The organism is Candidatus Methylomirabilis limnetica (genome assembly GCF_003044035.1).
GTDB classification, from domain to species: Bacteria; Methylomirabilota; Methylomirabilia; order Methylomirabilales; family Methylomirabilaceae; genus Methylomirabilis; species Methylomirabilis limnetica.
Map to the genome: position 1 here is coordinate 1 of NZ_NVQC01000020.1, position 12,413 is coordinate 12,413.

Consider the following 12,413-nt stretch of genomic DNA (forward strand, 5'->3'; position numbering starts at 1 on the left):
GCTTGCAGGTGACGGCGACGTTCTGCTTGAAGACGCCAGAGGCGGGATCGGCAGCTCGTCGGATCTCGTGAGCGCCATGGCAATCGGTGCAGGTTGCGGCAGTGAGATTGCCTTTCTGTAGGATGGCCAAACAGGAGACAGGACAGGGGGCGGTGCGAAGCATCGCGAATCAGGTATTTGATGTTTTCCCCTACAGCGCCACGGTAACCCAGGTAATGATATTGTGACAAGAGGCAGTTGAACAGCGCATAATCCTCCGATTTGAGGCTTACAACCGTGATCCGAAGGGGAATCAATGCCTTGAGACTGTCGCTGATCCCTTCCTTTCGATATGGAACAGATGGATAAGAAGGACGGGACGTAAAAGTAAGTTTCCCCTGGCGGGGAGGCAACACAATAGAGCCAGCTCGCTCCAGTTTCAGCAGGAGGCTGCGGCAGGCCATGTCTTTGTATTGCCCTGTGGGACTTTGCCAGTTCCACAACCTGCAAATCTCCAAAGAGAGGCGGGTGCGGTGCCAGTCGGGGTTGGCAGTAAGCAGCTGTCGGATTTGCTGGACATTTACGGTCATGGATTGTTCCATGCCGTGGAATATCACATAAAAAAACGCGTGAGTCCAGCAAAAATGAAGGGGTTCATGAAACTTTTTTAAGGGGTATTCCGTCAGGAAGAAATCACACCTGTTTTATTACTCCATGCTCAGTAGCGGCAAATTATGTGCCGAACAGTATTGGGACAGACACTATTATCGTGACGATTCGTGGTGTGTGCGGTCATGATCGTGCCTGTTACGGATTACCCAAACCGTTGCACCAAGTCACCCGTATCATGTGAGGCAACGAGGGAATGATCGCCAGACGGTCTTTCGGAACGACAGCGATTCGAAGGCACACGATGATAGAGCGGCCACTGCGAAGAGACGGGATCATCTGGGAGGTGCGAAGGAAACTGGACGAGTAATACACGTGTTGCAGAGGGGAAGACCAAGAAGGGAAGTCAATAAAGGAGTGTCTGTCCCTATTTACCTATTTCTCGGGTGCTCGCAATGACGCGAGGAATCGAGTAGTTGCGAAGTCTATCGCTGTTCTTGGGACGGCCTGCATCCTTGACAGGAATGAGGTTGGTTACTATGTTTATCGTGAAGGCGGCAATGTGTAAGCGTGCCCCATGGAGAGGAGGTGGGTCCGTGGGGGCGGTGTGGAAGTAGAAATGTCTGAGCGGTCGAATTCGCAAGAGGTCGAGGTGAGTGTACAGCCCTTTAGGTCCTGCCGCCTGCCTAGGGGGCTGTACTATTTTTGAGAAGGGATGGTCGAAAGGAGCAGCTGGAAGGAGGGATGTAAGATGAAGGTGCGAGACGGCATGGTGACCAAGTTGGTGACGGCTTCACCGCGGGAGACCGCTGCCGAGGTGGCGCGCAAGATGCGCGACTACAAGGTGGGGTGCGTTCTGGTCTCCAACGAGGGCAAGCTTCTCGGCCTCATTACCGACCGAGAGATCGCCCTCAGGTGTGTCGCCGAAGCGCGGAACCCGCAGACTACACGGGTTGAGGAGATCATGACCCGCAACCCCTTCACGATCACTCCCGATTTCGAGATGGCTGAGGCCGCGCGGCTCTTTGGCCAGCGCAAAGTCAGGCGCTTCCCTGTTGTCGAGGATGGCCAGAAGCTGCTTGGTATCCTCTCCGTCGCCGATGTGGCCCCCGACTTTAAGGCGTACTTTGACGGGATCTTCCACGAGCTCGTCGAATGGCGCCATGTGGCAAAGGGCCGGTTAGATGGATGGGAGGGCGCCTCGTGGGTCCGCTAGGAGATCTTAGGCAAAACCGAGATACCCATCGTGGGGGGGTGTTACTGGCCCCAAGGGGTCGGGAAAGACGGCTATCAGCTATAAGCTGTCAGCTAAGCTTGTTGCTGATAGCTGCTTTTTTAGAGGAGCCCAAGATTACACTGGGCGTCCTGCTCCAGGAGCCGCCGCATGGTAGCGAAATCCTGCGGGGGCAACACTTCGGGCAAGTGGTGGAGGCAGAGAGGGCTTCGGTCGGCCACGACCTTGCCCTCAATGACGTCAGCCAGGTAAAAGAGGTGAGCCCCAGTATCGAGGACTGTTCTGACCTCGCACTCCAGGTAGCCGACAGTCCCTAGCAGGAGTGGGCTGCCGGTCACCCCGCGCTCAAAGGGGACGGTCGCAAACTTATCCATATCTCGGCCGGACCGAAAACCGAAGTGGGCCACCAACGGCCATTGATCCTTCCCGAGGAGGTTCAACGCAAACCTTCGGCTGACCTCGATAATCTCACGGGTAAAGGTCGTCCTGCCAATCCCGACCAGAATGCGGGGGACCTTCGTGACGATCGTCGTCGGTACCACCCAGCACACAATCTGGCCACTACATCGGTCCTGATGGGCGGCGGTAAGGACAAAGATCTCAAAATCCAGCTTACCGAGTACCGCCGCAACACTGTTTTCGTCCATGGGCACCTCCTTGCTCGAAGGCAGGAAACTAGCTAACTCTAGCACGCACCCTGTCAAGGGCCAAGCCTGAGCCCAACAATGGCTCACACAGTAGGGGGGCTTTATGCCCTCCCGATCAACGGGCGGGGATCAACCCCGCCCCTACGAAGATGTCATGACAGGCCAATGAACGGGTTGCGCTGTTAGTCGCTATTCTGGTCATCGTGTCGCACTTTACAAGTCGCAGCGTCCATGATAGCCTAAGCGCAGTCGCTCTACATCACGTGTCGGCATAACCCTTGCTTCTGCTTCTGGGTGAAACTCAAGATCGTAAGGGAAGGGAAACATGCCCGTGAGAGCACTGGGCCATCACAAGACCATCACAAAGTTCGTCCTGATAGCTGTTCTCGCCGTGGGCTTATGCATGACCCCCTGCGGTATGGCCGCACACCACGGATCGACGAGTGCCCCCTCCATGCTTTGCACCGTTGATCTCGCCAAGGTCTTCCAGCTTGTGATCGTGATGAATGTGCTTCTCTTTGCCCTTTCAGCGTTGATCGTTGTTCCCCAGGCCCCCGCTTTTTCTCTCCTTAAACCCCCTCGGTTCGCCTTTTTCTAACTGACGGCTCGCTGGACTCTCGCTTTAGCAATCAGGACGGCGCAGGAAGTTCCATGCCCCGAAAGATCGCTGTAGAAGGTTCTAGCGTAGTGTATCCAACGCTTCTTTACACATTCCGTTCGCCCTGAGCGTGTCGAAGGGTGAAGTATTTCAATGGGTTCCGTTCATGGATTCGACAAGCTCACCACGAACGGATTGTAAAGGGATTTGTGAGACACTACACTAGCCGTAACTCCCAATTCGGATCAATCGGGATTGTAGGCCGAGCGGCAGGTTTGTACGTAAGAATGGAGAGGTGGAGATGACCAGAGCCTTGAAAATCGGTGTTCTTATCCTTGTTGCCGGCATTGCGAATGTTGGGCTGGGAGGAGCGGCGGTCGCAGAGGAGGAGATGCTCCGCCTTCAGCCACTCATCCAGGAGGCCCTCGCTGCGAATCCGGAGATCAGGGCTGAGGGGCAGAGATGGGATGCGGCGAGAGAACGGCCTCCGCAGGAAGGGTCGCTTGACGATCCGATGCTGGGCTTTGAGATCGAAAACCTCCCCACCCACTCTTTCAGCTTCACACGGGAAGATATGACGATGAAGAAGCTCAGCGTCTCTCAGGCGCTTCCCTTCTTCGGGAAGCTGGGCCTGCGAAGCGAGGTTGCCCAACGGGAGGCCAACGCGATCGGCCTGGCGTATCGGGATAAGCGAAACGAGATCGTGCGTCGGGTCAAAGAGGTCTTCTACGGACTGTACGCCATCGACCACTCACTGGAGATCGTGGAGAAAAATCGTGAGCTACTGAGAGAATTCGTCACAATCACTGAGACGAAATACAGTGTCGGCAAGGGGATTCAGCAGGATGTCCTGAAGGCGCAGGTGGAACTGTCGAAATTGCTGGACGAGCAGATCCGGTTGGAACAGAGCCGTGAGGCTGCAGGCGCCAGGTTGAATGCAATCCTGAACCGTCCCTCCCAAACGCCACTTGGTCGGACTGGGGAGGTGTCGAAGGCCGAGTTGCCGATGGACCTCACGGAGCTCCAGACCAGAGCCCTGGAGAACCGGCCTTTGCTTAAGGGGCTTCAGGAGGAGATCGAGCGGAGTAAGGCGGCCAATGCGCTTGCCAGGAAGAGATACTTCCCGGATCTCACGATGAGCCTGGGCTATGCTTTTCGCGAAGACTCTACCATCGCAAAGCATTCTGACTTCTTCTCAGCGGGGTTTTCAATCAACATCCCCCTCTACTTCAGGACCAAACAGGACCGGCAGGTCGCAGAGACATCGGCTTTGATCAATTCGGCCAAGGAGCAGTATCAGGCCACCAGAAACGAGGTGTTCTCGATGGTGAAGGAATTGGTGGCCGATATCGAGAAGGGACACAAGCTCATTGATCTGATCGAGACCGGCCTGATTCCACAGGCCCGACTCTCACTGGACTCTGCCGTTGCCGGCTATCAGGTGGGTAGGGTCGATTTTCTCACCCTTTTGGATAGCCGACTGACGCTCTTCAATTTCGAGAAAGAGTACTACCGGACGCTGGGAGAGCACCAGATAAGCCTGGCAAGGTTGGAGTGGGTCGTCGGCGCCCGGTTACATGAAGGAGAACCGAATGAGGAATAACACGCATCAGGGCAAGTGGGTTATCGCCTGGGTTGTCCTGGTTGCTGCCTCCGCAGGGGTCTTCTTTGTGTGGTATGCCGGCGGCACGCGACTCAGGGAGCGCGGCGGCGGCCTACCACCCCCTCGCCAACCGATGGCCCAGGCCCCGGCCAAGGGCGAGCACGTTGGACGCGAGGCGTTGCCGCCGCCGGCTGCATCCGAGATGCAGATGGCTCCCGGAGCGGTGATGGTCAGCTCGGAGCGACAGCAGTTGATCGGGCTGAAGACCGGCCTGGTCGAATACCGGTCGATTGAGCGGACGATTCGGACGGTCGGGGTGGTGGAGTTCGACGAACGACGTCTCGCCGACGTCAACATCAAGATCGAGGGGTGGATCGAGAGCCTGCTTGTGAACTTTACCGGGGAGGCAGTTAAAAAGGGTCAGCCGCTCCTCACCATTTACAGTCCGGATCTGGTCTCGACCCAGGAGGAGCACCTGCAGGCGTTGCGAGCGAGGGAGACGCTGGCCAAGAGCCGCTTCGCGGATATCGTCTCTGGGGCGGAGACGCTGGTGAATGCCTCGAGGCGGCGTCTGCAGTACTGGGACATCAGCGACGAGGATATCGCCACCCTTGAGCGAACAGGGACGCCACGCAAGAGCTTGACGATTTACTCGCCAATCGATGGGGTTGTCATCGAAAAGATGGCTGTTCGCGGCAAGAAGGTGATGCCCGGTGAGAGCCTTTACAAGGTTGCCGACCTTTCCAACGTCTGGGTCCAGGGTGAGATTTACGAATACGAGGTTCCCGCGGTCAAGCTTGGCCAGGCGGCGAGCGTGACCCTAGCCTCTTACCCCGGAGAGCTCTTTCGCGGCAAGGTGAGCTACATCTACCCGGTCCTGACGGAGAAAACCCGCACGGTGAAGGTCCGCTTCGAGTTCTCCAACACAAAAGACTGGAAACTCAAGCCTCAGATGTATGCCAACGTTGAGCTGAAGATCCCGTTTGGCAAGCGTCTCGTTGTGCCCGATGAGGCGCTCATGGACAGCGGGACAAGACAGCTCGTCTTCATCGATAAGGGACAGGGGACCTTCGAGCCGAGGGACGTGAAGGTGGGCGCGCGTGTGGAGGGCTACGCCGAGATCCTGACTGGTCTTTCGGCCGGCGAGCGGGTAGTGACCTCCGCGAACTTCCTGATCGACTCCGAGAGCCAGCTCAAGGCTGCCGTCGGTGGGATGGGCGGCATGTCCGGCATGGAGATGGCCCCGAAGAAGTAGGGGCGCTGCTTGCTGCGCCCGGTGCAAGGTGCAAAACCCCCCTCAACCCCCCTTTGCAAAAGGGGGGGACGGGGGATTTGGTACGATGTGTGGGGTGCGTTCGGCGTACCGCGTCCATTGCGTGCAACGTAACGCAACAAACGCAATCGACACAAATGAACTACCCCGCGGCAAGCTACGGGGTATCGTATTCTGTTCTGGCCCGTCATTCCGTGCTTGACGAGCCTGCCCCGTACTGGATACGTGGGAATCCAGTCGGGCCCTCTGGATACCGGCTTCCGCCGGTATGACGAACTCGCGGCAAGCCGCGGGGTATCAACCCTCAAGGGAATGAACGCAACAAACGCAATAACGCGATAGACGCAAGGGACGCAACTGATGATATCGAGATTGATAGAGTGGAGCGCCACCAACCGATTCATCATCGGCCTCTTCACCCTCTTCGCTATCGTCTGGGGGATCTGGGCTCTGCGGAACACGCCCTTGGATGCCATCCCTGACCTGTCAGACGTTCAGGTTATCGTTCAAACGGAGTGGGCAGAGCGGAGCCCGACGTTAGTTGAAGATCAGGTGACCTACCCCATCGTGACCTCGCTCCTCTCGGCCCCCAAGGTCAAGGCGGTCCGGGGTTTCTCCTTCTTTGGCATCTCCTTTGTGTACATCATCTTCGAGGACGGCACGAACCTCTACTGGGCGAGGTCACGCGTGCTTGAGTATATGCAAGGGGTTCAAGGCAGGTTGCCCCAGGGTGTGACCCCGATTCTGGGGCCAGATGCGACCGGCGTGGGCTGGGGGTTCGAGTATGCGCTTGTAGACGAGACCGGCCGGCACGACTTGGCCGAGCTCCGGACACTGAACGACTGGTACGTTCACCACTGGCTCTTAGCGGTGCCGGGGGTGGCCGAGGTGGCGCGCGTGGGCGGCTTCGTCAAGCAGTATCAGGTCTCGATCGATCCCGCCACTCTTCTGGGTTTTAAGCTGCCTCTGGAGCGGGTGATCGAGGCGATCCGGAAGGGGAACAAGGATACCGGAGGCCGGGTGGTGGAGTTTAACGGACGCGAGTACATGGTTCGTGGCCTCGGCTACATCAAGTCCCTCAAAGACATCGAGGCGATTGCCGTCGGGACTGACGAACGCGGGACCCCGATCCTCGTCCGGGACATCGGCCGGGTCGGACTCGGTCCGGATATTCGCCGTGGCGTCGCCGAGCTGAACGGCCAGGGTGATGTGGCCGGCGGGATCGTCGTGATCCGGTACGGCGAGAACAGCCTGGACGTCATCCAGCGGGTCAAGGCCAAGATTCAGCAGATCGCGCCTTCGTTGCCGGAGGGCGTCAAGATCGTCACCACCTACGACCGATCCGACCTGATCTACCGCTCCATCGCCACACTCAAGGAGAAGCTGATCGAGGAGAGCCTGATCGTCAGTCTCGTGATCATCGTGTTCCTCTTTCATTTTCGGAGCGCGCTGGTGGTGATCCTGACCCTACCGGTCGCCATCCTGATGTCGTTCATCGCCATGTACTACATCGGCGTCGGCTCGAACATCATGTCGCTGGGGGGGATCGCCATTGCGATTGGCGCTATGATCGACGCTGCCATCATCATGGTAGAGAACGCCCACACGCGGCTGGAGGAGTGGGAGAAGGAGGGGCGTCCGATCGACCGGACCCGCCTCCTGATCGAGGCGGCCCAACAGGTGGGGCGTCCGCTCTTCTTCTCATTGCTGATCATTACGGTCTCCTTCCTTCCGGTCTTCACGCTGGAGGCACAGGAGGGCCGGCTCTTCCGCCCACTGGCTTTTACGAAAACATTCTCCATGTTCTTTTCGGCCTTCCTCGCCGTCACGCTTGGGCCGCTGCTCATGGTCCTCCTTGTCCGGGGAAAGATCCAGCCTGCGGAGAAGAACCCGATCAACCGATTCCTGATCTGGGTCTACCAGCCGGTGGTCCACCTCGCGCTCAGGTGGAAAAAGACCGTCCTCGGTATAGCCCTCCTTGCCATGGCGGCCACTGTGCCGGTGTTCCTTCAATTTGGCTCGGAGTTCATGCCGCCCCTCTACGAAGGGACCCTTCTCTACATGCCGACGGCGCTACCCGGCGCCTCGATCACTCAGGTCTCCCAGCTCCTGCAGATCCAGGACCGGATCATCAAGCACTTCCCGGAGGTCGAGTCGGTTTTCGCCAAAGGGGGGCGCTCCACCAGCGCCACCGACCCGGCGCCCCTGGAGATGATTGAGGCTGTGATCAACCTGAAACCGGAGGAGCAGTGGCGGAAGGGGATGACGGTCGAGAAGCTGATCGACGAGATGGATAAGGCGCTGCAGATCCCTGGCGTGACCAACGCCTGGACGATGCCGATCAAGGCCAGGATCGACATGCTCAGCACCGGGATCCGGACCCCTGTAGGGATCAAGGTGCTCGGGCCGAAACTGGAGACGATCCAGAGCATCGGCCTGGAGATCGAGGCGGCGCTCAAGCATGTCTCGGGCACCCGGAATGTCTTTGCGGAGCGTGTGGCAGGAGGCTACTACCTCGATTTCGAGATCAAGCGGGACGAGATCGCCCGCTATGGCCTCACCGTGACCGACGTAGAAGACGTCATCGAGACCGCCATCGGCGGCAGCACCGTCACGACAACGATCGAGGGGCGTGAGCGGTTCCCGGTCAACGTCCGCTACTTCCGTGGCCTGCGGGACAGCCTGGACGGTCTGAGGCGCGTGTTGGTTTCGACCCCGATGGGCGCCCAGATTCCCATTACGCAGCTCGTTGACCTCAGGATGTCAAGCGGAACCACCCTGATCCGGAGCGAGGGTGGCGAGCTCGTAGGTTATGTCTATGTCGATGTTGCCGACCGCGACATCGGCAGCTACGTCGCCGATGCCCAACGCGTGGTCGCCGAGAAGGTGACGCTCCCCCAGGGGTATCATCTCGTCTGGAGCGGGCAGTTCGAGTACATGGAGCGGGCCAAGGAGCGGCTAAAGATCGTCATCCCGCTCACCTTGCTGATCGTATTCGTCCTCCTGTACTTCAATACGGCGAGCGTTACGAAAGTGTTCATCGTCCTGCTCGCCGTGCCCTTCTCTCTCATCGGCGCCTTCTGGCTCATCTATCTGCTCGACTACAACCTAAGTGTCGCGGTCTGGGTCGGAATCATCGCCCTGGCCGGCGTCGATGCTGAAACAGGGGTCATCATGCTCCTCTATCTCGACCATGCGTACGAGAAACGGCGCAACGCGGGGCGCATGCGCACGATGGAAGACCTCCAAGAGGCGATCAGCGAGGGGGCGGTGAGGCGGATTCGGCCGAAGATGATGACCGTCATGGCGATCCTGATGGGGTTGCTCCCGATCATGTGGAGCCATGGAGCCGGGGCCGACGTGATGAAGCGGATCGCCGCTCCCATGATTGGCGGGGTCATCACGTCGTTCATCCTCGAGCTGATCGTGTACCCCGTCATCTTCGAGGTCTGGAGGGGCCGGCAGCTCGCGCGAACTGGTGCGACACAGACTCTTCCCCTTTTTTAAGACTGATGCTCCCAAAACACCGATCTTGATGTAGAATGGAGTAGAACACGATGGGTGTTGGGCAGGTTCACTGCCTGGTATGGTTTTAATGGTAACCCTTTTGGAAGAAGGAGGAACGCGCATGAATCCCTTGAAGTTTGCGGGTACGTTGGCGGTAGCTATGGTGTTTATGACGGCAGCGTCCGTGCTGGCGCAACAGTCTCAGCCCTGCATGATGATGAAGGATCACCAAATGGGTGGAATGCAGCAGGGTGGGATGCCTGGTATGGGCATGATGAAGCAGGGTAAAGAGATGGGCGGGATGCAGAACTGTATGATGATGGAGGAAATGAAGGACCAGCAACAGCTCATGCAGGAGATGAAGAAACATATGCGAATGATGGATGAGATGATGGATAAGCTGATGATGCAGCGCCAGCAGGGGATGGCACCTCCAGGATCAGAATCCAAACCTCAAGAACACCACCCTGGCGAGAGTAAGTGAGCCCCCAGAACAGCGATAGAAAGTTGTCACTGCGAACGAAGTGAAGCAATCGTAACTACGCAGGTAGATAGGCTGAAGGCTGAGGGCTTTTAGGGGTAACCACAGGGTTTCCGAAAGAAGAGTTACCGAGAAGGTCTTGAATGGCTTGATTCGTGCTTTGCGAGATAATTCAGAGCCTTCAGCCTAAACACCTTGTAGTTACAGTGGAAGTTGGTGGAGGGTAGGGGATTCGAACCCCTGGCCTCAGCGTTGCGAACGCTGCGCTCTCCCAACTGAGCTAACCCCCCATCTCTGACTATTTTTCGCGGATCGACGCTGGGGAATCTCGTTTCTGCCCTGACGCGCGAAGGGTCTTAAGATTAGCGAAAAGCGCCTCGATTGTCCAGCGGGTTATTTCCCAGGGTGGGACAGCCGCCATCTGCGTGCGGCCATGTCTTCCCCGCAGAGACCGATCGCTAGAGGATCCCGGCGATCGATTTTGCCAGACCTTCCGTCAAGGAAGGCAACGCCTCTTCCAGCTTCAGGTTCACCTGATTGGCCGTTGAGGCGATCCGTGTCTGATATCGTTTCCTTTCTGCAGTAGTCCGGCTGGTCTGTCTAATGGCAGAGCCGCTCCCCTGCTGGAGATTAGACTGTACCGTTTGCTCGACCGCCTCCTTGGACCTTTCTGAGATCATAAGGTCGGTGACGATGGTGTAGGTGACATCTTTCACCATAGAGCCCGCGATCATCTCGGCCCCGGCGAACACCAAGCCGCCGATGCCAGCGCCGTATAGCGCGCCTGAGCCACCACCCGCGGCTCCGCCGATCAGGGCGCCGCCCATGGCGCCTGCTAATGTGCCGCCGTACCCAGCAGCAACCGCTGCTCTCAACGCCGAGGGATCGGCCTGTCCCACATAGAGGACATTGCCCTGCAGAATATAGAAGGCCTCCTTCGGATTCGTGGTGACCTTGTAGCCGTTCGCCTGCAGCCTGCTGATGACAAGGGGCTTGATGTCAAACTCCTTGTCTGAGGTGTTCTTGATATCGATAAAGACCGTTCGTTCCGCCTGATTCTCGATATCCAGGAAGATGGTGTCGGACATCCTGGTTTCTACCTTGAGATCTTTCTTTTCCAGGGCAACCTGCATCGCCGAGCAACTGGCCAGTAGAACGGCAATCAGGACCAAACCGGCGCACTTCAGCATCTTCATCGGGCCGTCACCTCCTGTAAAGAACCTGCACGCATGGGAACGACTACGAACGCTCGCAATGACCCCGCGAAGCTTACCCCACCTGGCCTGCAACTCGCATCAGATCCTCGGTGGTGTAAATCGACTCTAGGCCATACCCACTTTTCTGCAACTCTTCGCGGCCGCCCTCCTGGCGATCAACAAGGGCCAGTACTTTGGCGATCGCAAAGCCTGCATGCAGCGCGCCTTCAATCGCTTTGAGGGTCGAGGCGCCGGTGGTGACGACATCCTCAATGATCACAACCCTCGCACCTGGCTGCTCGAATCCTTCCACCCATTTCTGGGCTCCATGCCCTTTCGGTTCCTTTCTGACACTGAAGGCCTGAATTGGTTCACCTGCGAGGGCGCTGTGATAGGCGATGGCGTACGCAATCGGGTCTGCGCCAAGCGTGAGTCCCCCGACGGCGGTGATCTGCTTCCCACCTGTTTGTTCAATAGCCTTGATCTGCTCGAAGAAGAGCTGGCCGAGAAGCGGCATCGCCTCCGATAGGAATGTCGTCTTCTTGCAGTTGATGTAGTAGCGGCTCTTTCGGCCGGAGGCCAAGGTGAAGACGGGCTCGGCGCTGTGCTGGAAGGAGTGCTGAACCAGCAATCTCAGGAGCTTGTCCCAGCATGCTTTAAGCGGGGATTGGTCTCTTGGGGTATCCACGGGGGTGAGAATACACGAGGAAGGCGAGGTTGTCTAGATTGTACAGCGAGATTGAGCCCGCTTCTTCAGGTATTGCTGGTGGTACTCCTCTGCCCGGTAAAAGGTCGAGGCTGGTGTCATCTCGGTCACGATCGGCTGCTGGTGTCTTCCGCTGAGTTCCAGCATCCGTTTGGACGCGAGTGCGGCATCCTGCTGGTCGGCATCGTGAAAAAAGATCGCCGAGCGGTATTGCGCGCCGAGGTCCGGCCCCTGACGATTCAGGGTGGTTGGGTCATGGATCGACCAGAAGAGAGCGAGGAGTTCGTCGTAGGAGACCTGCGAAGGGTCATATTCTATCTCGACAACCTCCGCATGGCCGGTCGTGCCGGAGCAGACGTCTCGGTAGGTCGGGTTCTCGAAGGCGCTACCCATGTACCCGACTGCCGTTGAGACGACACCAGGCACCTGACGAAACGCCGCCTCGACACCCCAGAAACAGCCTGCTCCAAACGTGGCCTTTTTCATCGCAATACCTGAAATCCCCCCCGCCCCCCCTTTGCAAAGGGGGGATTTGGGGACGTGCGGCGAAAGAGTAAGCTGACCCCTGTTACACGATACC

At 58.0% G+C, this 12,413-nt stretch carries 11 protein-coding genes and 1 tRNA gene; 6 read left to right on the top strand and 6 right to left on the bottom strand.

The features are described from left to right. Positions 1-581 (bottom strand): Druantia anti-phage system protein DruA (locus CLG94_RS13995; protein ID WP_121592139.1); only part of this gene is annotated, 581 nt, incomplete at its 3' end. 758 nt (positions 582-1,339) lie between these two features. On the opposite strand from CLG94_RS13995, the gene CLG94_RS06550 reads away from it, so the two are divergent. Next, on the top strand, positions 1,340-1,804 hold the full coding sequence (locus CLG94_RS06550) for a CBS domain-containing protein (RefSeq protein WP_161954062.1): 465 nt from the start codon (positions 1,340-1,342) through the stop codon (positions 1,802-1,804). A 119-nt stretch (positions 1,805-1,923) separates the two neighbouring features. Here CLG94_RS06550 and CLG94_RS06555 read toward each other — a convergent pair whose 3' ends face one another. After that, entirely contained in the window at positions 1,924-2,469 is a 546-nt protein-coding gene (locus tag CLG94_RS06555; protein ID WP_107562069.1) for a flavin reductase family protein, read from the bottom strand. A gap of 325 nt (positions 2,470-2,794) precedes the next feature. Between CLG94_RS06555 and CLG94_RS06560 the strand changes: the two genes are divergently transcribed. The 5 genes from CLG94_RS06560 to CLG94_RS06580 all read left to right on the top strand — a co-directional run bounded on the left by CLG94_RS06560 (position 2,795) and on the right by CLG94_RS06580 (position 9,934). Next, positions 2,795-3,067, top strand: coding sequence for a hypothetical protein (locus CLG94_RS06560; protein ID WP_107562070.1), 273 nt, complete (start codon positions 2,795-2,797; stop codon positions 3,065-3,067). A 301-nt stretch (positions 3,068-3,368) separates the two neighbouring features. Then, a complete protein-coding gene (locus CLG94_RS06565; protein ID WP_107562071.1) occupies positions 3,369-4,670 on the top strand; it encodes a TolC family protein in 1,302 nt (433 codons plus the stop codon). After that, complete coding sequence (locus CLG94_RS06570; protein ID WP_107562072.1) at positions 4,660-5,925, top strand: efflux RND transporter periplasmic adaptor subunit; 1,266 nt, start codon at positions 4,660-4,662, stop codon at positions 5,923-5,925. The genes CLG94_RS06565 and CLG94_RS06570 overlap by 11 nt, the downstream gene beginning before the upstream one ends. Positions 5,926-6,303: 378 nt before the next feature. Then, positions 6,304-9,450: an efflux RND transporter permease subunit gene (locus CLG94_RS06575; protein WP_107562073.1), complete on the top strand. Its 3,147-nt coding sequence runs from the start codon at positions 6,304-6,306 to the stop codon at positions 9,448-9,450. Between the two features lie 121 nt (positions 9,451-9,571). Continuing rightward, a complete protein-coding gene (locus CLG94_RS06580; protein ID WP_107562074.1) occupies positions 9,572-9,934 on the top strand; it encodes a hypothetical protein in 363 nt (120 codons plus the stop codon). 211 nt (positions 9,935-10,145) lie between these two features. On the opposite strand, the gene CLG94_RS06585 is transcribed toward CLG94_RS06580, so the two are convergent. The 4 genes from CLG94_RS06585 to msrA form a co-directional block, all read right to left on the bottom strand. Continuing rightward, positions 10,146-10,221, bottom strand: a tRNA-Ala gene (locus CLG94_RS06585). Positions 10,222-10,389: 168 nt separating this feature from the next. Beyond that, positions 10,390-11,127 (bottom strand): complement resistance protein TraT, encoded by a 738-nt coding sequence (locus tag CLG94_RS06590; RefSeq protein WP_107562075.1) that lies wholly within the window; start codon positions 11,125-11,127, stop codon positions 10,390-10,392. Positions 11,128-11,200: 73 nt separating this feature from the next. Next, entirely contained in the window at positions 11,201-11,758 is a 558-nt protein-coding gene (pyrE, locus tag CLG94_RS06595) for an orotate phosphoribosyltransferase (protein ID WP_239993152.1), read from the bottom strand. Positions 11,759-11,848: 90 nt separating this feature from the next. After that, the gene (gene msrA / locus CLG94_RS06600) at positions 11,849-12,319 is read right to left on the bottom strand and encodes a peptide-methionine (S)-S-oxide reductase MsrA (RefSeq protein ID WP_107562077.1); all 471 of its coding nucleotides are present in this window, start codon (positions 12,317-12,319) and stop codon (positions 11,849-11,851) included. Positions 12,320-12,413 lie beyond the last annotated feature (94 nt).

Coding starts and splice junctions, on each gene's coding strand:
- CLG94_RS06575 (WP_107562073.1), top strand. CDS start 6,304: ATGATATCGAGATTGATAGAGTGGAGCGCCACCAACCGATTCATCATC.
- CLG94_RS06555 (WP_107562069.1), bottom strand. CDS start 2,469: ATGGACGAAAACAGTGTTGCGGCGGTACTCGGTAAGCTGGATTTTGAG.
- msrA (WP_107562077.1), bottom strand. CDS start 12,319: ATGAAAAAGGCCACGTTTGGAGCAGGCTGTTTCTGGGGTGTCGAGGCG.
- CLG94_RS06570 (WP_107562072.1), top strand. CDS start 4,660: ATGAGGAATAACACGCATCAGGGCAAGTGGGTTATCGCCTGGGTTGTC.
- CLG94_RS06580 (WP_107562074.1), top strand. CDS start 9,572: ATGAATCCCTTGAAGTTTGCGGGTACGTTGGCGGTAGCTATGGTGTTT.
- CLG94_RS06550 (WP_161954062.1), top strand. CDS start 1,340: ATGAAGGTGCGAGACGGCATGGTGACCAAGTTGGTGACGGCTTCACCG.
- CLG94_RS06560 (WP_107562070.1), top strand. CDS start 2,795: ATGCCCGTGAGAGCACTGGGCCATCACAAGACCATCACAAAGTTCGTC.
- CLG94_RS06565 (WP_107562071.1), top strand. CDS start 3,369: ATGACCAGAGCCTTGAAAATCGGTGTTCTTATCCTTGTTGCCGGCATT.
- CLG94_RS06590 (WP_107562075.1), bottom strand. CDS start 11,127: ATGAAGATGCTGAAGTGCGCCGGTTTGGTCCTGATTGCCGTTCTACTG.